Consider the following 18,690-nt stretch of genomic DNA (forward strand, 5'->3'; position numbering starts at 1 on the left):
CTTCCGGGAGACGACGATGCGACGCACACGCACGATGGCCGCACGGGCCGCAGGATGGATCGCCGCGGCGACGTTCGCAGCGGCGGCCGCGCACGCAATGGCGGCCGGCCAGGATGGTGCGGGCGGTGCGGACAGCGCGCAGCAGGAAGCGAATCGCCGCACGGTGCTCGCGTTCTACGAGAAAGGCCTGAACGAGAAGGATGCGGATGCCGCCCTCGCGTACGTCGGCGACCGGTACGTGCAGCACAACCCGAACGCGGCCGACGGCCGCGACGGTTTCCGCAAGTTCGTCGCGTTCCTGCGCGACAAGTATCCGCAGTCGCACAGCGAGATCAAGCGCTCGTTCGTCGACGGCGACTACGTGATCCTGCACGTGCACGCGGTGCGCGAACCCGGCACGCGCGGCAGCGCGATCGTGGACATCTTCCGGCTCGAACACGGCAAGATCGTCGAACACTGGGACGTGAACCAGCCGGTGCCGGAGCAGGCGGCGAACGGGAACACGATGTTCTGACGGGCGTCGGTTTTCTCGACATGCGCCGCCGCCCGGTCGATGCCCGCCCGCATCGCTGCGCTCATTCCTGCTCGTGCTCCAGCATCGTTGCGAGCGCCTTCGTCAGTTCGCTGACCATCGGATCGGCGGTCGGCCGATGCAGGATCGCGATGTCCATGTGCTCGATCGGCGCGAAGCCGCCGTGCGCGTCGGTCAGCACGACGTGCTCGTCGGTCACCACGCGCGCGGGCAGCACGCTGATGCCGAGCCCGTCCGCGACGGCTGCCTGGATCCCGCTCAGGCTCGACGTCGTGAAGCTGATCCGCCAGCGGCGGCCGCGTTCCTCGATCGCCTTGATCATGTCGTCGCGATAAAGCCCGCGCGGCGGGAACACGACGATCGGCACCGGATCGAGGTCGATCGTCGGATGCTGCGCGCTGTCGATCCAGCGCAGTTTCTCCGGCCAGCGCACCACCGCCTCGCGGCTGTCGCGCCGCTGCTTGATCAGCACGAGATCGAGCTCGCCGCGATCGTAGGCCGCGCAGATGTCGCGGCTCAGCCCGCACGTCACCTCGAGCTTCACCTGCGGATGATCGCGCTTGAACGCGGCGAGCGCATGGGTCGTGCGGCCCGCCGCGAAATCGTCGGGCACGCCGAGCCGGATCGTCAGCGCGACGGTCGCGCCCGACAGCGCTTCCAGCATCTCGTCGTTCAGCGCGATCATGCGCCGCGCGTAGCTGAGCACCGTCACGCCGGCGTCGGTCGGCCGCACGTCGCGCGTGCCGCGGTCGAGCAGGCGATGCCCGGCGATCTCCTCCAGCCGCCGCACCTTCTGGCTGACCGTCGACTGCGTCGAATGCAGGCGCGCGGACGCGGTCGTGAAGCTGCCGCAGTCGGCGACCATCACGAGCGCGCGCAACAGGTCGAGGTCGAACAAAGGTCTATTCATTTCTGCACTTTTGCGGATTCGAGCATTTCATTTTCAAATGTGTGCGACGACTTTTAACATGGCCCGAGACCGCGGGCAATCGCGGTTTCGCCGGACCCGGCGCGGCCGTGCGGGCGGACCTGCTTTTCAAACGGATGGCGATCGTCGGCACGCTCGGCGGCGCTGCGCGGCCTGATGGCGGCGGGAGCGCGGTAGCGTCGAGGTGGTATAGATCGGAAGGCCGCTTTTCGGCAGCCAGCGATGGGTGGCGGTCTGATTCACCGTGAAATTTGGACCGCCACGGCTTGTGGATATCGAATCGAACCTACTCTCGGCCGACTGTGCGCATTATCGGGTAAACGCCTGAGCATCAGAAAAATTACCGTAAATTGTTGCATATGTCGCGTTACATCGCTCTTTTTTGGCGATCTCTTCGTCCAATTCTCCTGGTCGGCCGCACCTCCATTCCTTCCGCTTGCGCTTGAAAATCAAGCGGTCTAGACTGCATCGCAGATTCATCGAAGTCCCTGTCTTTCGCGTACCGCGCCGGGCCAGCCGGCACGACGCTCCCCAACGGACGCCCGGCGCCTTCCCACGCCACGTCGAGACCAAAAGGACACACCATGAGCCGCACTGCAAGGCTTCTCGCTTCCGCGCTGGCGTTCGCGCCGCTCGTCTCGTTCGCGCAGGACACGGCGACGATCCGCTGGGGCATCGATCCCACCTATCCGCCGTTCGAGGCGAAGCAGCCCGACGGCTCGCTCGCCGGCTTCGACATCGACCTGCGCAATGCGATCTGCGAGCAGCTGCGCGCGAAATGCGTGTGGGTCGAGCAGGGTTTCGACGGGATGATTCCGGCGCTGCGCGCGCGCAAGTTCGACGTGATCATGTCCGCGATGACGGCCACCGACGAGCGGCTCAAGCAGATTGACTTCTCGAACAAGCTGTATGCGTCGCCGGGCGCGCTCGTCGCACCGGCCGGCTCGAAGCTGCTGCCGACCGCGGCGTCGCTTGCCGGCAAGCGCGTCGGGATCGACCAGGGCACGACGCAGGAGGCCTACGCGAAGGCCGAATGGGCGACCAAGGGCGTGACGATCGTGTCGTACCAGAACCAGGACCAGGTGTATCAGGATCTGGTGAACGGCCGTCTCGACGCGACCTTCCAGGACAAGACGCAGGCCGGCTATTCGTTCCTGAAGACGCCGCGCGGCAAGGGCTACGCGTTCGCGGGCCCCGACGTGACCGACGTGCGCATCACCGGCTACGGCGTCGCGATGGGCGTGCGCAAGGGCGACGCCGACATGAAGAAGCGGCTGAACGACGCGATCGTCGCGATCCGCGCGAATGGCACGTACCAGAAGATCGCCGCGAAATACTTCGACTTCGACATCTACGGCGCGAAGCAGCAGCTGACTTCCGCGCCGTGAACCCGTGACCCTGCCATTCCATGACCCCGTGGCTCAATCAATCGACAGGCAACCCATGACGAGTATCCAGGAACGCGTCGCGAAAGCCGTGACGCCCGAACTGATCGCCGCCTTCCGCGACGAAGGCGCCGTATGCATCAAGGGCATCTTCTCGCCCGACGAAGTGGCCGCGCTGCGTGCCGGCATCGACGCGAACCTCGCGCAGCCGAGCGCGCGCGCGAAGGTCGCGAGCCGGCCCGACGATCCGGGCTGGTTCTTCGAGGACTTCTGCAACTGGCAGCACAACGACGCGTATCGCGACTTCATCGTGCGGTCGCCCGCGCCGTCGGTGGCCGCGGCGCTGATGGGCACGCAGACGGTGCGGCTGCATCACGACCACCTGCTCGTGAAGGAGCCCGGCACGCGGCAGCGCACGCCGTGGCACCAGGACCAGCCGTACTACAACATCGAAGGCGACGACAACGTCAGCATGTGGATTCCGGTCGATCCGGTGCCGCTCGAATCGACGCTGGAATTCGTCGCGGGTTCGCACCAGGGGCCGTGGCTGATGCCGCGCACGTTCATGGACAAGGAGGCGAAGTGGTTCCCGGAAGGCAGCCTCGCCGACCTGCCCGACATCGAAGCCGACCGCGCGGCGTTCCCGATCCGTCACTGGGCGCTCGAGCCGGGCGACATGGTGTGCTTCCGGATGCTGACGCTGCATGCGTCGGGCGGGACGCAGAACCGCCGGCGCGCGTTCTCGATCCGCTTCGTCGGCGACGATATCTGTCACGCGCCGCGCCGCTGGAAGACGTCGCCCGATTTCCCGGGACTGGCCGACGAACTGCCCGACGGCGCGCCGCTCGAGCATGCGCTGTTTCCGGTCGTGTGGTCGCGCGGCGCGGGACAGGTCGGGGCGATCTGAGCGGCGCGGATCGACGACGTCACGCGACATCGAGCGACGTCAAGCCACGTCAAGCCACGTCAAGCCACGTCAAGCCACGTCAAGCGACATTCAGCGACGTCTTGCGCGCGGTGACCGTTTCTTCGCGAAGCGGCGCGCCGCGCATGGTCTCTTACCCGCGCTGAAGAAGGTTCAGGTCTGGTGACGTCCGGCGCCCGGCTTGAAGCGCGAGCCGAGCCGGTAGCGGTTGCCCGGATGCAGGAAGTGCACGAACGTGACGGGTAGCCCGTTCGTCCAGGTGCGGCGCGTGAGCGTGAGGCACGGCTCGTCGGCGCGCATGTCGAGCAGCCGCGCCTGTTCACCGGACGGCAGCGAAGCGTCGACCACGTGCTCGATCTCCAGTTCGTAGTGCGACACGTTGTTGAACAGGTATTCGGACGGCGGCTCGGCCTGGAAATCCTGATCGATGAATTCGGGCGCGGCGGCCGGGTTCACGTAGCGATCCTCGAGCTGGATCGGGCGGCCGTTTTCCTCGTGCACGCACACCACGTGAAAGACCGGCGTGTTGACCGCCAGCCCGAACGCGGCCGCGACGTCGAACGACGCGGGCTCGCGCGACTGGCTGAGCACGCGGCAGCGGTACTCGTGGCCGCGCGCGCGGATCTCGTCGCGGATGTGCGCGATCATCAGCAGGTTCGACTGCGGCTTCACCTCGGCGACGAAGGTTCCGACGCCGGCGATGCGCTTCAGCACGCCTTCCTCGGTCAGCTCGCGCAGCGCGCGGTTGACCGTCATGCGCGCGACGCCGAACTGCGCGGCGAGATCGAGCTCGGACGGAATGCGGTCCCCCGGGCGCCAGTCGCCCGCATCGACGTTCTGGCGAACGAGCGTCTTGATCTGCTGGAACGGTGCGGTGGTCTTCGTGACCATCGGGGGATCCTCGGGGAAGGGCAATCGCGAAATTCTATCCCGGATCAGGACGCGGGCAGTTCGCGAACGTCGGCCGTCGGCACGGATCCGAACGCATCGCTCAGCGCATAGCCGATCAGTTGCCGCGCGGCGGCCTCGGGTGTCGACAGCGCGCCGCTCGACTTCAGTTCGTCGAATTTCTCGCGCATCGGGAAGTTCGCTTCGCTGGTCGAGCGGATCGTCGCCTGCATGCCCGTATCGACGACGCCCGGCGCGACGCTGCAGATCCGCAGCGCGCGGTTCGCATCGAGCGCGACGGCGCGCGCGTGATGATCGAGCGCGGCCTTGGTCGCGCAGTAGACGCTCCAGCCCGCGTACGCGTTGCGCGCGGCGCCGCTCGACACGTGCAGGATCCGGCATTCGGTCGGCGCCGCTGCCGCCTGCACGAGCGCGGCCGACAGCATCAGCGGCGCCGCGACGTTCAGGCCGACCGCGCGCGCGACGAGCGCCGGATCCTGCGCGTCGAGCGGCCCGATCGGATCGACGATGCCCGCGTTGTTGAAGAGCAGCACGATCGACGCGCCATCGACGAAGCGGCGCAGCGTGTCGCCGGCGAGCCAGGTCGCGACGGCCGACGTGTCCGACAGGTCGAGTTCGATTTCGGCGAAACGGTCGCCGGCCTGCGCGGCGAGCGACGGATGACGGCTGCGCGACACGCCGAGCACGGCGATGCCTTCCTGCAGCAATTGTTCGGCAAGCGACGCGCCGAGGCCGCGCGTGTGTCCGGTGACGATGGCGCGCACGTGCGGCGCGAGAGACGAGGCGATCATGGCGGTGAACGAGTGAACGGTTGAAGCGTGTCGACAGGCGCGGCGCGCAGGCGTGCGGGACGGGCGATGCACGGTATCGACCTGGCGGACGGATCCGGCCGAGCGCCGCGCCGCGTGTCCGGGTGAACGCGTATCGTAGCGCCGGCCTGCGCGGCGCGCAAACGCGGGACGATGCCGCGCGCGAGCGTGGAGCCTGCGTTCGTGCGGCCGAATGCAGGCGTCGTCGTGCGCCACCGCACGGCCGAACCGTTGGACGAAAACCGGCCGCGGCAAGTGCGCGCGCCGTGGCGGCGAGTGGCGCCGGGCCTCACGTCGCGAGCTATCATATGGCTCGCCCGTTCGCGACGCCGGACGGGCCGCGACCGTTTCCCTTCACCCGCTGCACGCTGCGACGCCATCCATGAACACCACGCCGGACATGCCCACGCCCCGCGCCCTGCGCGAACTCACGCCCCTCGAGGCCCGCATTCTCGGGGTGCTCGTCGAGAAGCAGCACACGGTGCCGGACACCTATCCGTTGTCGCTGAATGCGCTGACCGCGGGCTGCAACCAGAAAACCGCGCGCTCGCCGGTGATGAACGTCAGCGAGGACGAAGTCACGACCGCGCTCGACGGGCTCAAGCACCTGAGCCTCGTGATGGAGGGCAGCAGCAGCCGCGTGCCGCGTTTCGAGCACAACGTGAACCGCGTGCTCGGGATTCCGAGCCAGGCGATCGCGCTGCTGACGATCCTGCTGCTGCGCGGCCCGCAGACGGCCGCCGAACTGCGCCTGAACAGCGCACGCCTGCACGGCTTCGCGGACATCTCGTCGGTCGAGGCGTTCCTCGACGAACTCGCGACGCGTGCGCAGCCGCTCGTCGTCCGGCTGCCGCGCGCGCCCGGTGCGCGCGAGAACCGCTGGATGCACCTGATGTGCGGCGAGGTGAACGTCGCCGACTACGCCGGTGCGGACGCGGGCGGCGGCGCGGATTCCGTTCCGCCGTCGGAGTTCGAGGCGCTCAAGGCCGAGCAGAAGCGGCTTGCGGATGAAGTGGCGCGGCTGAACGCACTCGTGCAGCGGATGGCGACCGAACTCGGGATCGACGTCGATACCCCGGGCGACGCCGGCTGATTGCCCGACCGAGCCAACTCGACACCGGCGCGCATGGGAGTCGTGGATGGAGAAGCGATTCAGCCGATGCTGATTCGCGTGGCACCTGCGTCGACGAGCCGGAACAGCAGATCCTCGACGGCCGCGCCCGGCGCCGAGCCCAGGTCCGCATTGACGCGCCATCCTTGCTCCGTGCCCGCCGGTTCCGACAGATAGTGAACGATGCCGTGCAGGCCGTCCTCGGCCGGCTCGCCTGCGTCGTCGGCGTCGAACCATGCGAAGAACCATGTCCTGAACGCGTCGGTGGCCGCGGCCTCGCCGATGCCGTCGGCTTCGATCGTCGCCCAGTCCCACACGAACGGCCGGATCGTCACGGCCGCCGTTTCGAGTTCGAACGCGAACGGCTCGAAGTCCAGTTGCGCGGTCGAGTCGACCATCGCCGGCTGGCCGGCCGATTCGCCTTCGGTGTGGACGATGTCGGCGCGGCACGGCAGTGCGAGCGGGCCTTCGGTGGCCAGCGTGCCGTCGGCTTTCCGGTAGGCCGGTTCGACGACGGCCGCCGGTTGCGCTGCCGCTTGTGCGAGCAGGTCGACGTAGGGCTGGCGGATGGCGCTGAGCAGTTCGGATACGGTCATCGTGGCGTGTCGGGTCATGTTGCGAACGATCAATCACAGACAGGTGGTGCGTCGTGCCGCCTGCGCCGAAGGCGAGGCGCCATCGGCAGCGGACAGCCATGATCGTACGGTACGTCGGCCACACGCGACCACTCGGCCAAACGGCCGGCGCCCCGGGTCGCGTTGCGGCTGGCGACCGGCGGCGCCTGCATGACGCCCGTTCCAGGAAGCCCTGTCGACAGGCCCGGAAACGTCGGCAGGCGCGCGCCCGCAGCGTGCGGCATCGGCGCAACGCGCCGAATGCCCGGGCGATCCGTTGCGGATCGCCGTTCTTTCGTCCGGCCGCCCGGCCTCTTGACGCAGATCGCATGCCCCCGGCGCGCCTCGCTGCCGCCTTGCGCGAGTGCCATAATCGAGCCTGCACCTCATTCCAGACGTCCCCCGGAGAATCACCATGCAGAACCTCGACAATCCTTCCCATGATCGCGAGGTAGGCAGTGCCGACGCGACGCAGGACACCACGCGTATCGACGACGTCCGCATCGGCGCCGTGCGTCCGCTGATCTCGCCGGCGCTGCTGCAGGACGAACTGCCGGTGCCGGCCGCCACGCAGACGCTCGTCGAGGACACGCGCCGCGCGATCGGCGACATCCTGCACGGCCGCGACGACCGGCTGCTGCTCGTCGTCGGCCCGTGCTCGATCCACGATCACGACCAGGCGCTCGAGTACGCCCGCCGCCTGAAGGCCGCCGCTGATGCGCTGAAGGACGACCTGCTGATCACGATGCGCGTGTACTTCGAGAAGCCGCGCACGACGGTCGGCTGGAAGGGCTACATCAACGATCCGCGCCTCGACGGCAGCTTCCGCATCAACGAAGGGCTGCGCGCGGCGCGGCAACTGCTGCTCGACATCAACGCGCTCGGCCTGCCTGCGTCGACCGAATTTCTCGACCTGCTGAGCCCGCAGTACATCGCGGACCTGATCGCGTGGGGCGCGATCGGCGCGCGCACGACCGAGAGCCAGAGCCATCGTCAGCTGGCATCGGGGCTGAGCTGCCCGATCGGTTTCAAGAACGGCACCGACGGCGGCGTGCAGGTCGCATCGGACGCGATCGTCGCCGCGCGCGCGAGCCATGCGTTCATGGGGATGACGAAGATGGGCATGGCCGCGATCTTCGAGACGCGCGGCAACGACGACGCGCACGTGATCCTGCGCGGCGGCAAGAACGGGCCGAACTACGACGCCGAGCACGTCGAGGCGAGCTGCGCGGTGCTGCGCAAGAGCGGGTTGCGCGAGCAGGTGATGGTCGATTGCTCGCATGCGAATTCCAACAAGTCGCACGAGCGGCAGATCGAGGTCGCGCAGGATCTCGCGCGGCAGCTGTCGCAGGGCGAGCACCGGATCGTCGGCGTGATGGTCGAGAGCCATCTCGAGGCCGGGCGCCAGGATCTGAAGCCGGGCGTGCCGCTGCAGTACGGCGTGTCGATCACCGATGCGTGCCTGAGCTGGACGCAGACGGAGCCGGTGCTCGATGTGCTGGCGGAGGCAGTGCGGCATCGCAGGGTGTATTCGCGCAACGCGTAAGGCGGTGTGACTGCGCGGCGGGGCCGGGGGGCATCCGCCGCATGGTCCGTGCGCCGGTGACGAGCGGATGCCCGTCTCCGATGTTCTCCCGATCGACATGCCGCGGCGCGCGCTTTTCTCCGCCGCGCGCACATCCTGTCCGCACGGACATTGATCTCCATCCGTGTCGCCCCGCCTGTCACGTCGCACTCCGAACGCACGATCCGGCGAATGCCGCTACCATGAAGCCGTGTTGCACGCTGCGGTCCGGCCACGCCGGTCCGTCATGCACACACGCAGTGGCGGCGCGGCTGGCCGCCACGCGACCGACGAAGCGCGGGGCGCTCACCGATCAGCCGTTGCGCCCGCGTCGCTTCGCTCCCGGAATCAACAACAACCGAACCGGAGTGCAATACATGAAGTTCTACAAGACCCTCATCGCGGCAACCGTCCTCGCATCGAGCGTCAGCGCGCACGCGCAGATCGCCGGCGCGCAGCCGCTCAGCGTGACCGTCGAGCAATCGCAGGCGCTGCTCGAAGGCTGGAGCGTGAAGAAGAGCGTGCTCGGCAAGGCCGTATACAACGACCAGAACCAGAAAGTCGGCACGGTGCGCGACCTGATCGTCGCGCCGGACGGCTCGGTGTCGGCGGCGATCGTATCGGCCGGCGGCTTCCTCGGCGTGGCCGCGCATGACGTCGCGGTGCCGATCGCGTCGCTCGACGTGCGCAACGGCAACATCTACCTGCCGGGCGCGACGAAGGACGCGTTGAAGGCCACGCCGGCGTTCCAGTACGCGAAAGTGCCGTCGCCGCCGAAACCGAAGAAGGCCGACGACAAGCACTGATCCACGCGGCCCGGCGCGCGACCTGCGATGCCCGGCCGGCCGGCGCCGGGCCGCGCCACGTCGCGCGTCGATCCATCTCGGGCGCGGCGCGCGCCCGCGCTCGGCCTACGTAATTCTACGTAGCCCCGCATACGTAGTTGTGCGCTTGTAAGCTGCCCCCGTCGCGCGGAATACTACGGCCCATCGCCGCGACATCCACGAGACGCGGCACGACGCATCGACGTCACGCGGGTTCGGCGCCTGGCCGGATCCACTCAAAACCACATTGGAGACCAGGAGACGCCATGAATCGGGCTTCCAGTACCCTGCTATGGATCGCCGTCGCGCTGCTCGGCGCATTCGCGTTCGGGACGATCGCACTCGCGCACGGCGAACGCGTCAGCGCGCTGTGGATCGTGATCGCCGCAGTTTGCGTATATCTGATCGCATATCGCTTCTACAGCCGTTTCATCGCCAGCAAGGTCATGCAGCTCGACGGGCTGCGGATGACGCCGGCCGTCCGGCACAACGACGGCCTCGACTACGTGCCGACCAACAAGTACGTGCTGTTCGGCCATCACTTCGCCGCGATCGCCGGCGCCGGGCCGCTCGTCGGCCCCGTGCTCGCCGCGCAGATGGGCTACACGCCCGGCATGCTGTGGATCCTGGCCGGCGTCGTGTTCGCCGGCGCGGTGCAGGACTTCATCGTGCTGTTCATCTCGACGCGCCGCGACGGCCGCTCGCTCGGCGACCTCGTCAAGATGGAGCTCGGCACGGTGCCCGGCGTGATCGCGCTGTTCGGCGCGTTCCTGATCATGGTGATCATCCTCGCGGTGCTCGCGCTGATCGTCGTGAAGGCGCTGACGAATTCGCCGTGGGGCACGTTCACCGTCGCCGCGACGATTCCGATCGCGCTGTTCATGGGCGTCTACACGCGCTACATCCGTCCGGGCCGCATCGGCGAAGTGTCGATCATCGGCTTCGTGCTGCTGATGGCGTCGATCGCGTTCGGTCAGACCGTGCACGATTCGCCGGCGCTCGCCGCGTGGTTCACGTTCAGCGGCACGCAGCTCACGTGGATCCTGATCGGCTACGGTTTCGTCGCATCGGTGCTGCCGGTGTGGCTGCTGCTCGCGCCGCGCGACTACCTGTCGACGTTCCTGAAGATCGGCACGATCCTCGGCCTCGCGATCGGCATCCTGGTCGTCGCGCCGGAACTGAAGATGCCCGCGCTGACGAAGTTCGTCGACGGCACGGGCCCGGTGTGGTCGGGCAACCTGTTCCCGTTCCTGTTCATCACGATCGCGTGCGGCGCGGTGTCGGGCTTCCACGCGCTGATCTCGTCGGGCACCACGCCGAAGCTGATCGACAACGAAACCAACGCGCGCTTCATCGGTTACGGCGCGATGCTGATGGAATCGTTCGTCGCGATCATGGCGCTGGTCGCCGCGTGCGTGATCGAGCCGGGCATCTACTTCGCGATGAACGCGCCGGCCGCCGTGCTCGGCTCGACGCCGGAAGCCGTCGCGAACACGGTCACGCAATGGGGCTTCGTGCTGACGCCGGACATGCTGACGCAGACCGCGAAGGCCGTCGGCGAAACGACGATCATCGCGCGTGCGGGCGGCGCGCCGACGCTGGCCGTCGGCATGGCGCACATCCTGCACCAGGTGATCGGCGGCGAAGCGATGATGGCGTTCTGGTATCACTTCGCGATCCTGTTCGAGGCGCTGTTCATCCTGACGGCGGTCGACGCCGGCACGCGTGCGGGCCGCTTCATGCTGCAGGACCTGCTCGGCACGTTCCACCCGGCGCTCAAGCGCACCGAGTCGCTGCCCGCGAACCTGGTCGCCACCGCGCTGTGCGTGGCCGCGTGGGGCTACTTCCTGTACCAGGGCGTGGTCGATCCGCTCGGCGGCATCAACACGCTGTGGCCGCTGTTCGGCATCTCGAACCAGATGCTCGCCGCGATCGCGCTGGTGCTCGGCACCGTCGTGCTGTTCAAGATGAAGCGCGAGCGCTACGCGTGGGTGACTATCGTGCCGACCGCATGGCTGCTGATCTGCACGCTGACGGCCGGCTGGCAGAAGATCTTCGATGCGAACCCGAAGGTCAGCTTCCTCGCGCACGCGGCGAAGCTGCAGGCCGCGGTGGACGAAGGCAAGGTGCTCGCGCCGGCGAAGTCGATCGCGCAGATGCAGCGGATCATCTTCAACGACTACATCGATGCGGCGCTGGCCGGCCTGTTCATCTTCGTCGTCGTGGCGATCGCGGGGTACGGGCTGCTCGCCGTGCTGCGCGCGCGCCGCGAGTCGAAGCCGACCGTGCGCGAGACGCCGTACGAAGCAATGCCGGCCGCGCAGGCGCTCGGCAGCGGACGTTAAAGGGAGGCCGCGATGTTCACCGATCTCGGCAGCGACCTGCGCAGCGCGGGGCGTTACCTCGGGCAGGCGTTGCGGCTGATGGTCGGCCTGCCCGACTACGACACCTACGTCGCGCACATGCGCGACACCCATCCGGACCGCGAGCCGATGACGTATGAGGAATTCTTCCGCGAGCGTCAGAATGCACGGTACGGGTCGGGGGCAGGGAAGTGTTGCTGAAGCGGGCCGGCGAAGCCGGCCGGTAAGGGCACCACCAAGTGCAGTCCGGTGACGGACCAGGAAGCGCCGCGAAGGCATTCGCGGCGCTTTTTTATTTGGCGGGCCGGGGCGGGCATGTTTGCTGCCTGTCGTGGTTGCGGCGGTTGGCCGGCTTCAGCGCGGCTTGATCCGGCCGCCGGTATCATAGGGCTCTACTTTTTTCCGATGAATCCGCGCAGGAGAACCCGTCGTGCATGTCGGTGAGCGTTTCAACAGCATTTCCCATCTCGTCGGCGCGGTATTGTCGGTGGCAGGGCTGGTCGCGCTGGTGACGATGGGCGCGCTCGACCGCGATCCTTACAAGATCGTGAGCTTCAGCGTGTACGGCGCGATGCTGATCCTGCTGTACGGGATCTCGACCGCGTATCACAGCGTGCGCAACCCGCGGCTCAAGGCGATCCTGCAGAAGTGTGACCATTCGGCGATCTATCTGTTGATCGCGGGCAGCTACACGCCGTTCACGCTTGTCACGCTGCGCGGCCCGTGGGGCTGGTCGCTGTTCGGCGTGAGCTGGGGGCTCGCCGCGTTCGGGATCGTGCAGGAGCTCACGCTCGGACGGCGCACGCGCATCGTGTCGATGATCCTGTACGTGCTGATGGGCTGGCTCGCGCTCGTCGCGATCCGCCCGCTGATCCATGCGTTGCCGCCGGTGGGTACCGCATGGCTCGTGGCCGGCGGCGTCATCTACAGCGCCGGGATCTACTTCTTCATCAACGACGAACGCATCCGCCACGGGCACGGTATCTGGCACCTTTTCGTGCTGGCCGGCAGCCTGTGCCAGTTCGTCAGTGTCGCGATGTATGTCGCGTGAGCGACGCAGGACGGAGCCGAAGGCGCGGCCGCATGCGGCGCCCGAGTCAGCCGGAGCAGGCGCGCCGCGCGTTCTTCGTGGTCGTCGGCATCAGGTGCGACCGGCCGCTGGCGCGACGTCGCGCAGCGCGTTGAACCCGACCCACCCCCAGTAGACGCGATGATGCGCGATCAGCCCGTCGCGCAGATCCATCACCTCGACGAGATCGACCTGATCGCCGTCCGGCGTTTCGCGCGGATATTCCCACGTGAGTTGCTTGCCGTTCGAAAAGAACAGGCCCGTGCGGTACCAGCGTCCGAGCCGGTTGCCCGGATTGCGCAGCCCTGCCGCGAAGAACGCGCCGATCGCGGGCTTGCCGTGCAGCACGCCCGAGTCGTGATCGGGCAGCGTGGCGACGATCAGCGGCGTTTCGAGGATCGCGTCGTCCGCGTACAGCGACATCAGCGCATCGAGGTCGCGTGCGACGACGGCGGCGTGCCAGTCTCGATGGATGCGGTGCGCATCGGTGTCGGCGTGGGTCATGGCGGGTTCCGGCAAGCGTGGATAACGGCACCACTGTATTGATGCAACGCTGTCGGACGTTTCACCGCAGGCCGAAACGTGGATGTTGCGTGCGCCGAGCGCAACCGCAGCCGCAACCGCAACCGCAACCGCAACCGCGTTCCGCCGTTCGCGTCAGCCCCCCAGCGCGCCGAGATTCAGTTCATGCGACTTGCCGATCCACACCGCGCTGTCGCGATGATCGCGTAGTTCGTCGTTGGTATTCGGATGCAGGAAGATGTCGAGCGCGCCGTGATTCAGCACGAGCCACGGCACGATGGTCTCGAACCGCGTGGCGTCGAACGCGATCTGGTACGACCAGGCCGGATGCGGGCCGACGAGGCGTTCGTGAAAGCGGCCGAGCTCGATGATCGCGCCGAACCGCTCTTCGACGACGAGGCGAAACGCCCAGGCCGCGTCGCGGCTGGCGGCGTCGAAGTAGACGTGTGCGTGCCAACTGTTGATCGCGGTGGAATCGATATCAGCCATGACGGGACTCGTGAGAGGAATAGGGAAGGCATGAGCGCCGTCACTTGCGGCGCGATGCGCAATTATCGCGCGTCCTTGTCGGACACGTCTTGTCGCGAAGCGATAAATCGGCGTGAAGAATGGTTGCGCGTCAAACAAACCGGCGGGTTCGTTGAGGTATTTCCCGCGCGGGCCGGCATGCGCGGCATCGCGCCGAAAGCCTGGCCGGCGCGGGTGCCGAGCGAAATCGCTTCGGCAATACGTCATTTCGAAAATGGCAAAAGCGATTCGCGCGCTGCATCGAATCGTCTGCAAAAACGCGATCAGGTCGTTGAATGAAATAAAGAAATTCCGCTCGGGCGGTATTGGCGAATCGCGCGCGTCACGCGCCGGCCGTCGGTGCCGAAAATATCAATTGCGGAATCGGCTATTCAAGCGTGCGGCCGCGCGACATACGATGGTTTCACCGCATCGACGTCGAAGATCGATGCGGACGCAACCATCTGGAGGCCATGATGCGAACCGTTGTTTCCCTTGCAGTGCTGTCCGGCGCGCTTGCCGCGCTGCCCGCCGCGAGCTTCGCGCAGTCCGTCGATACCGAATGGCAGTCGAACGTCGCGCCGTTGACCTGGTCCGCGGCGCGTGCCGAAACCGACGTGCAACTGATGCAGATGACGCGCGCCGGCTATCGCGCGACGACGGCCGGCAACCAGAACTATCCGCTCGCGATGCAGCGTGCGCTCGAACGCGTACGGAACCCGGTGCCCGACCGCTCGCGCGACGAGAAGGCCGCGATGGAAGCGCGGGCGGCCAGCGCCGCGCAGAGCGGCCATCCGGTAAAGGCGTTCTTCGTGAAGACCGCATACTACCTGAAAGGCGAGAACACGTTCTGATGCGGGAGACGAGCATGGCATGCGCGAACCGACTCGCCGACGCGTGGCGCACGTCGACGATCCGCCGGCCGCCGCACGCATGCGCGACGCGGCGGCGTGACGATCCGTACGCCGCGCGGCGCCGCGCGAACGGCCATCGCGCCGCGCGCCCCGGCGCCGTCGCGTGCCGCACCGGGTGGCCGCGCTTCGACGCGGACGACGTTGGCGCCAGCGAGAGCGGATCATGAAGGCCGTCCGGAAAAGCCGCCGCCATCCGCCGCTGACGCGCGAATGGCTGCTGCCGTTGCCGCCCGCACATGTGCGCGACATCTCGCTGAAATGCCACATGGCGCTCGTCGCGCTGCGCGGCGAGCACGGCAGCGAAACGTTGCTGATGCGGTTGCGCACGAGCGTCTACCTGGTGTTCCTCGCGCTCGACGACGCGGTATCGGCGGACGCGAGCATCGACCTGTGCGTCGATGCGGAGCGCATGCTCGATGCGAGCGTCGCGCGCGCGGCGGAAAGCGGCGCATGGACGCTGCACGACGACGAATGCGCGGTGCTCGAGCGCATCCTCGCCGCGAACGACGCATGCGTCGCGACGCTCACGCGGCACCGGCTCGCCGAGCTGTGGCGTCACGTCAGTGCGTTCGCGTCGGCCGACCAGCCGGCCCTCGTCGCGCAAGCCGCGGCGAAGATGCGGGAACCGGCCGTTCTGCATTGAGCGTCGTCGACGCGACGGGTGCCGCGCGATGTTTCATACCTGTCCCATTCCCCGGCGCCGACGCTCGCCGTCTAATGTCATGACAGGAACCGGACGGGTTCGGTCGATGACGAGCCATCCTCGCGTAGGCGATGATCGTGCGTGTCGGCGTGAACGCATCCGTTTCGATCAGGAGGAGCGATGGCGCTATACAGGATCGGCGGCTACTTCACGTGCGGAAGCGGCCGCGCCTTCAGCGAGAACCTGCCGCCGGGCAGCGAAGTGACGATCGCGGGTATCTATCGATGCACCGTATGCGGCGACGAGATCGGCATTGCGAAGCGGCAGACGCTGCCGTCCGAAGACGAGCATCGGCACGATCTCGATCCGCCGTCCGACCCGCTGCTCGACCCCGGCCCGACCGCCTGGCAATTGATCGCGGCCGCGGAGTCGAGACACTAGGCGAGCGGCGTTCGCCCGCTCATGCGTGCGCGGATGCGCGCCGCTCCCCGCATGAAGGCCGACACAATCCAAGCCCGACAAAACAAAAGCGCCACGGAGCGAACTCCGTGGCGCTTCTTCGATGCCGGCCGATGCGGAGGCGCGAACCTCCGCATGGCGACACGCGCTTAAGCCGCCGTTGCCGGCTTGGCCGGCTTCTGCAGCTTGCCCTTGCCGGCGCGCTGGATTTCCTCGAGCTTGATCTCGACGTGGCGCGAGAACACGTACTCGGCCGGACGCTGCTTCGCGATCGAGATGTCCGGCGCGAACGCGCCTTCGGTCTTGATGCCCTTCCGGCTCACGGCGAACGCCTTCAGCGGATGCGCGATCGTGTCCATCACGGCGGTGGCTTCGAAGCCGCAGTGGACCATGCAGTCCGCGCACTTCTCGTAGTTGCCGACGCCGTAGTTGTCCCAGTTCGTGTCTTCCATCAGTTCCTTGAAGGTCTTCACGTAACCTTCGCCGACCAGATAGCACGGCTTCTGCCAGCCGAACACGGTACGCGCCGGGTTGCCCCACGGCGTGCACTTGTACGTCTGGTTGCCGGCCAGGAAGTCGAGGAACAGCGACGACTGGCTGAACGACCAGCGCTTGCCGCCTTCGCCGCGCTTGAGGATTTCGCGGAACAGGTTCTTCGTCTTGTCGCGGTTCAGGAAGTGCTGCTGATCCGGCGCGCGCTCGTACGCATAGCCCGGCGACACGGTGATGCCGTCGACGCCGATCGGCCCCAGCGTATCGAAGAACTTCGCGACGCGCTCGGGGATCGCATCGTTGAACAGCGTGCAGTTGATGTTCACGCGGAAGCCGCGGCGCTTCGCTTCCTTGATGGCCGCGACCGCCTTGTCGTACACGCCTTCCTGCGACACGGAATGGTCGTGCATTTCCTTGTCGCCGTCGAGGTGGACCGACCAGACGAAGTACGGATTCGGCTCGTAGTCGTCCATCTTCTTTTCCATCAGGAGCGCGTTCGTGCACAGGTACACGAACTTCTTGCGCTTCATGATGCCCTTGACGATCTCCGGCATCTCCTTGTGGAGCAGCGGCTCGCCGCCGGCGATCGACACGATGGGCGCGCCGCACTCGTCGACGGCTTCCAGGCATTCCTCGACGGACAGGCGCTGGTTCAGGATCGGGTCCGGATAATCGATCTTGCCGCAGCCGTTACAGGCGAGGTTGCAGCGGAACAGCGGCTCGAGCATCAGCGCGAGCGGATAGCGTTTGTTGCCGGACAGGTGTTGGCGCATGATGTATGCGCCGACGCGGACTTGCTGGAGCAGCGGAATAGACAAGAGATGTCCTCCTTAAACTTCGCGGGCGACAGCTTGCGTAAGCTTCGCCGGCAACTTGAATTCGACTTTTTCCTCACGGCCCGCCATCGTCGTGACATCGACGGGCCCCAGCGCGCGCAGCGCGCCAATTACATCCTCGACCATTTCCTCGGGTGCCGACGCGCCGGCGGTCAGGCCGACCGTCTGCACGCCCGCGAACCATTCGGCCTTCACTTCCGAGCCGTCGGCGACGAGATAGCTCGGTACACCGCTTTCGGTGCCGATCTCGCGCAGGCGGTTCGAGTTCGAGCTGTTCGTCGCACCGACGACCAGCAGCACGTCGACCTGGCCGCTCAGCTCGCGCACGGCGGCCTGGCGGTTTTGCGTCGCGTAGCAGATGTCGCGCGTGTCCGGGCCGACGATGTCGGTAAACCGGCGCTGCAGCGCTTCGATGATGCCGCGCGTGTCGTCGACCGACAGCGTCGTCTGCGTGACGTACGCGACCGGCGTGTCGACCGGCAGCGTCAGCGTATCGACTTCGGCCTCGCTCTGCACGAGGATCACCTCGGCCGGGATCTGGCCGATCGTGCCCTCGACTTCCGGATGGCCCGCATGGCCGATCAGGATCAGCCGGCGGCCCGCCGCGACGTACTGGCGGCCCTGCACGTGCACTTTCGTGACGAGCGGGCAGGTGGCGTCCAGCACGTCGAGCCCGCGCGTTTCCGCGTCGCGTTCGACCGTCTGGGCGACCCCGTGCGCGCTGAAGATCGCCACGGCGCCGTGCGGCACCTCGTCGAGCTCCTCGACGAATCGAGCCCCTTTATTACGCAGGTTTTCGACGACGTGCCGGTTATGCACGATCTCATGACGCACATAGACCGGCGCGCCGTGCTGTTGCAGCGCGCGATCGACGATCTCGATCGCGCGGACAACCCCCGCACAAAAGCCGCGGGGCTGGGCAAGGATGACTCGCATAAGTGAGCGAACTCCGACGACAGACGCCGGGTTCGAAGAGCTGGCACCGCTCGCTCGCCCCGGCTTGATGTTATGAAGGCAGGAAACGAACCGGCCAGGCCAGGCCCCGGAACCCCGAATTAATCGCGCATTTTAACCCTATCGGGCCGTCCTTGCTCTGGTGCTGTATCGGCCGTGTTGCATCCGCCGCAGCGCCGCGTCGGCGCTCGCGCGCGCGGAACCCGGTAAACTGCGCGGTTTCGCGGGCAGCCCGTCCGGCTGCCCGGCGTCGCGCTCATTTCAAGGCCATTCGATGACCGTCGATTCTTACGCGTATTGCCCTGCCGCCGATGCGGTCAAGGGTGTTTT

At 67.1% G+C, this 18,690-nt stretch carries 22 protein-coding genes; 14 read left to right on the forward strand and 8 right to left on the reverse strand.

Annotation, left to right across the window (positions count from 1 at the left end; all coding sequences use genetic code 11):
• Window positions 1–16 precede the first annotated feature (16 nt).
• Window positions 17–514, forward strand: coding sequence for a nuclear transport factor 2 family protein (locus U4Z64_RS17925; protein WP_321809934.1), 498 nt, complete (start codon window positions 17–19; stop codon window positions 512–514).
• Between the two features lie 61 nt (window positions 515–575).
• Here U4Z64_RS17925 and U4Z64_RS17930 read toward each other — a convergent pair whose 3' ends face one another.
• The gene (locus tag U4Z64_RS17930) at window positions 576–1,442 is read right to left on the reverse strand and encodes a LysR family transcriptional regulator (protein ID WP_321809933.1); all 867 of its coding nucleotides are present in this window, start codon (window positions 1,440–1,442) and stop codon (window positions 576–578) included.
• 602 nt (window positions 1,443–2,044) lie between these two features.
• Here U4Z64_RS17930 and U4Z64_RS17935 point away from each other — a divergent pair.
• Together U4Z64_RS17935 and U4Z64_RS17940 are read left to right on the forward strand one after the other, a co-directional pair.
• Window positions 2,045–2,848 (forward strand): ABC transporter substrate-binding protein, encoded by an 804-nt coding sequence (locus U4Z64_RS17935; RefSeq protein ID WP_321809932.1) that lies wholly within the window; start codon window positions 2,045–2,047, stop codon window positions 2,846–2,848.
• A gap of 55 nt (window positions 2,849–2,903) precedes the next feature.
• On the forward strand, window positions 2,904–3,752 hold the full coding sequence (locus U4Z64_RS17940; protein ID WP_321809931.1) for a phytanoyl-CoA dioxygenase family protein: 849 nt from the start codon (window positions 2,904–2,906) through the stop codon (window positions 3,750–3,752).
• A gap of 171 nt (window positions 3,753–3,923) precedes the next feature.
• Here U4Z64_RS17940 and hutC read toward each other — a convergent pair whose 3' ends face one another.
• Window positions 3,924–4,661 (reverse strand): histidine utilization repressor, encoded by a 738-nt coding sequence (hutC, locus tag U4Z64_RS17945; RefSeq protein ID WP_044844967.1) that lies wholly within the window; start codon window positions 4,659–4,661, stop codon window positions 3,924–3,926.
• A gap of 44 nt (window positions 4,662–4,705) precedes the next feature.
• On the reverse strand, window positions 4,706–5,470 hold the full coding sequence (locus U4Z64_RS17950; protein ID WP_124486033.1) for an SDR family oxidoreductase: 765 nt from the start codon (window positions 5,468–5,470) through the stop codon (window positions 4,706–4,708).
• Between the two features lie 400 nt (window positions 5,471–5,870).
• Here U4Z64_RS17950 and U4Z64_RS17955 point away from each other — a divergent pair, with 400 nt between their 5' ends.
• Entirely contained in the window at window positions 5,871–6,581 is a 711-nt protein-coding gene (locus tag U4Z64_RS17955; protein WP_257772772.1) for a YceH family protein, read from the forward strand.
• A 59-nt stretch (window positions 6,582–6,640) separates the two neighbouring features.
• Here the strand turns inward: U4Z64_RS17955 and U4Z64_RS17960 are convergent, their stop codons facing one another.
• Window positions 6,641–7,195 carry a hypothetical protein gene (locus tag U4Z64_RS17960; protein WP_321809930.1) on the reverse strand — a complete coding sequence of 185 codons (555 nt, stop codon included), beginning with the start codon at window positions 7,193–7,195 and terminating at the stop codon, window positions 6,641–6,643.
• 433 nt (window positions 7,196–7,628) lie between these two features.
• Here U4Z64_RS17960 and U4Z64_RS17965 point away from each other — a divergent pair, with 433 nt between their 5' ends.
• From U4Z64_RS17965 to trhA, 5 genes are all read left to right on the forward strand, one after another.
• The gene (locus tag U4Z64_RS17965) at window positions 7,629–8,759 is read left to right on the forward strand and encodes a 3-deoxy-7-phosphoheptulonate synthase (RefSeq protein ID WP_014900794.1); all 1,131 of its coding nucleotides are present in this window, start codon (window positions 7,629–7,631) and stop codon (window positions 8,757–8,759) included.
• A gap of 395 nt (window positions 8,760–9,154) precedes the next feature.
• Window positions 9,155–9,583: a PRC-barrel domain-containing protein gene (locus tag U4Z64_RS17970; RefSeq protein WP_044844971.1), complete on the forward strand. Its 429-nt coding sequence runs from the start codon at window positions 9,155–9,157 to the stop codon at window positions 9,581–9,583.
• A 284-nt stretch (window positions 9,584–9,867) separates the two neighbouring features.
• Window positions 9,868–11,946, forward strand: coding sequence for a carbon starvation CstA family protein (locus tag U4Z64_RS17975; RefSeq protein WP_124520108.1), 2,079 nt, complete (start codon window positions 9,868–9,870; stop codon window positions 11,944–11,946).
• Window positions 11,947–11,958: 12 nt separating this feature from the next.
• Window positions 11,959–12,165: a YbdD/YjiX family protein gene (locus U4Z64_RS17980; RefSeq protein WP_011881067.1), complete on the forward strand. Its 207-nt coding sequence runs from the start codon at window positions 11,959–11,961 to the stop codon at window positions 12,163–12,165.
• A gap of 229 nt (window positions 12,166–12,394) precedes the next feature.
• Window positions 12,395–13,015, forward strand: a complete 621-nt coding sequence (trhA, locus tag U4Z64_RS17985) for a PAQR family membrane homeostasis protein TrhA (RefSeq protein ID WP_044844973.1) — start codon at window positions 12,395–12,397, stop codon at window positions 13,013–13,015.
• Window positions 13,016–13,105: 90 nt separating this feature from the next.
• Here the strand turns inward: trhA and U4Z64_RS17990 are convergent, their stop codons facing one another.
• Window positions 13,106–13,537, reverse strand: coding sequence for a nuclear transport factor 2 family protein (locus U4Z64_RS17990; protein WP_321809929.1), 432 nt, complete (start codon window positions 13,535–13,537; stop codon window positions 13,106–13,108).
• Window positions 13,538–13,690: 153 nt separating this feature from the next.
• Window positions 13,691–14,044, reverse strand: coding sequence for a DOPA 4,5-dioxygenase family protein (locus U4Z64_RS17995; RefSeq protein WP_321809928.1), 354 nt, complete (start codon window positions 14,042–14,044; stop codon window positions 13,691–13,693).
• Between the two features lie 30 nt (window positions 14,045–14,074).
• On the opposite strand from U4Z64_RS17995, the gene U4Z64_RS18000 reads away from it, so the two are divergent.
• The 5 genes from U4Z64_RS18000 to U4Z64_RS18020 all read left to right on the forward strand — a co-directional run bounded on the left by U4Z64_RS18000 (window position 14,075) and on the right by U4Z64_RS18020 (window position 16,060).
• The gene (locus U4Z64_RS18000) at window positions 14,075–14,362 is read left to right on the forward strand and encodes a hypothetical protein (RefSeq protein WP_321809927.1); all 288 of its coding nucleotides are present in this window, start codon (window positions 14,075–14,077) and stop codon (window positions 14,360–14,362) included.
• Between the two features lie 176 nt (window positions 14,363–14,538).
• Window positions 14,539–14,916 carry a hypothetical protein gene (locus U4Z64_RS18005; RefSeq protein WP_321809926.1) on the forward strand — a complete coding sequence of 126 codons (378 nt, stop codon included), beginning with the start codon at window positions 14,539–14,541 and terminating at the stop codon, window positions 14,914–14,916.
• 14 nt (window positions 14,917–14,930) lie between these two features.
• Window positions 14,931–15,143 (forward strand): hypothetical protein, encoded by a 213-nt coding sequence (locus U4Z64_RS18010; protein ID WP_321809925.1) that lies wholly within the window; start codon window positions 14,931–14,933, stop codon window positions 15,141–15,143.
• Complete coding sequence (locus U4Z64_RS18015) at window positions 15,140–15,619, forward strand: hypothetical protein (RefSeq protein ID WP_124520107.1); 480 nt, start codon at window positions 15,140–15,142, stop codon at window positions 15,617–15,619. Before U4Z64_RS18010 ends, U4Z64_RS18015 begins: the two co-directional genes overlap by 4 nt.
• Before the next feature lie 180 nt (window positions 15,620–15,799).
• Complete coding sequence (locus U4Z64_RS18020; protein WP_044844978.1) at window positions 15,800–16,060, forward strand: hypothetical protein; 261 nt, start codon at window positions 15,800–15,802, stop codon at window positions 16,058–16,060.
• A 167-nt stretch (window positions 16,061–16,227) separates the two neighbouring features.
• On the opposite strand, the gene hpnH is transcribed toward U4Z64_RS18020, so the two are convergent.
• Complete coding sequence (hpnH, locus tag U4Z64_RS18025) at window positions 16,228–17,388, reverse strand: adenosyl-hopene transferase HpnH (RefSeq protein ID WP_124520106.1); 1,161 nt, start codon at window positions 17,386–17,388, stop codon at window positions 16,228–16,230.
• 12 nt (window positions 17,389–17,400) lie between these two features.
• Complete coding sequence (gene ispH / locus U4Z64_RS18030; RefSeq protein WP_044844980.1) at window positions 17,401–18,342, reverse strand: 4-hydroxy-3-methylbut-2-enyl diphosphate reductase; 942 nt, start codon at window positions 18,340–18,342, stop codon at window positions 17,401–17,403.
• Window positions 18,343–18,690 lie beyond the last annotated feature (348 nt).

Origin of the sequence: Burkholderia sp. BCC1996 (genome assembly GCF_905339955.1) — a bacterium.
Lineage (GTDB): Bacteria > Pseudomonadota > Gammaproteobacteria > Burkholderiales > Burkholderiaceae > Burkholderia.

Bases quoted from the DNA above. Each gene is read 5' to 3' on its own strand.
- U4Z64_RS17975 (WP_124520108.1), top strand. From the start codon at position 9,868: ATGAATCGGGCTTCCAGTACCCTGCTATGGATCGCCGTCGCGCTGCTC.
- U4Z64_RS17935 (WP_321809932.1), top strand. From the start codon at position 2,045: ATGAGCCGCACTGCAAGGCTTCTCGCTTCCGCGCTGGCGTTCGCGCCG.
- U4Z64_RS18015 (WP_124520107.1), top strand. From the start codon at position 15,140: ATGAAGGCCGTCCGGAAAAGCCGCCGCCATCCGCCGCTGACGCGCGAA.
- U4Z64_RS18010 (WP_321809925.1), top strand. From the start codon at position 14,931: ATGGCATGCGCGAACCGACTCGCCGACGCGTGGCGCACGTCGACGATC.
- U4Z64_RS18005 (WP_321809926.1), top strand. From the start codon at position 14,539: ATGCGAACCGTTGTTTCCCTTGCAGTGCTGTCCGGCGCGCTTGCCGCG.
- U4Z64_RS17995 (WP_321809928.1), bottom strand. From the start codon at position 14,044: ATGGCTGATATCGATTCCACCGCGATCAACAGTTGGCACGCACACGTC.
- hutC (WP_044844967.1), bottom strand. From the start codon at position 4,661: ATGGTCACGAAGACCACCGCACCGTTCCAGCAGATCAAGACGCTCGTT.
- U4Z64_RS18020 (WP_044844978.1), top strand. From the start codon at position 15,800: ATGGCGCTATACAGGATCGGCGGCTACTTCACGTGCGGAAGCGGCCGC.
- U4Z64_RS17930 (WP_321809933.1), bottom strand. From the start codon at position 1,442: ATGAATAGACCTTTGTTCGACCTCGACCTGTTGCGCGCGCTCGTGATG.
- ispH (WP_044844980.1), bottom strand. From the start codon at position 18,342: ATGCGAGTCATCCTTGCCCAGCCCCGCGGCTTTTGTGCGGGGGTTGTC.
- U4Z64_RS17980 (WP_011881067.1), top strand. From the start codon at position 11,959: ATGTTCACCGATCTCGGCAGCGACCTGCGCAGCGCGGGGCGTTACCTC.
- U4Z64_RS18000 (WP_321809927.1), top strand. From the start codon at position 14,075: ATGAGCGCCGTCACTTGCGGCGCGATGCGCAATTATCGCGCGTCCTTG.
- U4Z64_RS17970 (WP_044844971.1), top strand. From the start codon at position 9,155: ATGAAGTTCTACAAGACCCTCATCGCGGCAACCGTCCTCGCATCGAGC.
- U4Z64_RS17965 (WP_014900794.1), top strand. From the start codon at position 7,629: ATGCAGAACCTCGACAATCCTTCCCATGATCGCGAGGTAGGCAGTGCC.
- U4Z64_RS17950 (WP_124486033.1), bottom strand. From the start codon at position 5,470: ATGATCGCCTCGTCTCTCGCGCCGCACGTGCGCGCCATCGTCACCGGA.
- U4Z64_RS17940 (WP_321809931.1), top strand. From the start codon at position 2,904: ATGACGAGTATCCAGGAACGCGTCGCGAAAGCCGTGACGCCCGAACTG.
- U4Z64_RS17925 (WP_321809934.1), top strand. From the start codon at position 17: ATGCGACGCACACGCACGATGGCCGCACGGGCCGCAGGATGGATCGCC.
- U4Z64_RS17955 (WP_257772772.1), top strand. From the start codon at position 5,871: ATGAACACCACGCCGGACATGCCCACGCCCCGCGCCCTGCGCGAACTC.
- U4Z64_RS17960 (WP_321809930.1), bottom strand. From the start codon at position 7,195: ATGACCGTATCCGAACTGCTCAGCGCCATCCGCCAGCCCTACGTCGAC.
- U4Z64_RS17990 (WP_321809929.1), bottom strand. From the start codon at position 13,537: ATGACCCACGCCGACACCGATGCGCACCGCATCCATCGAGACTGGCAC.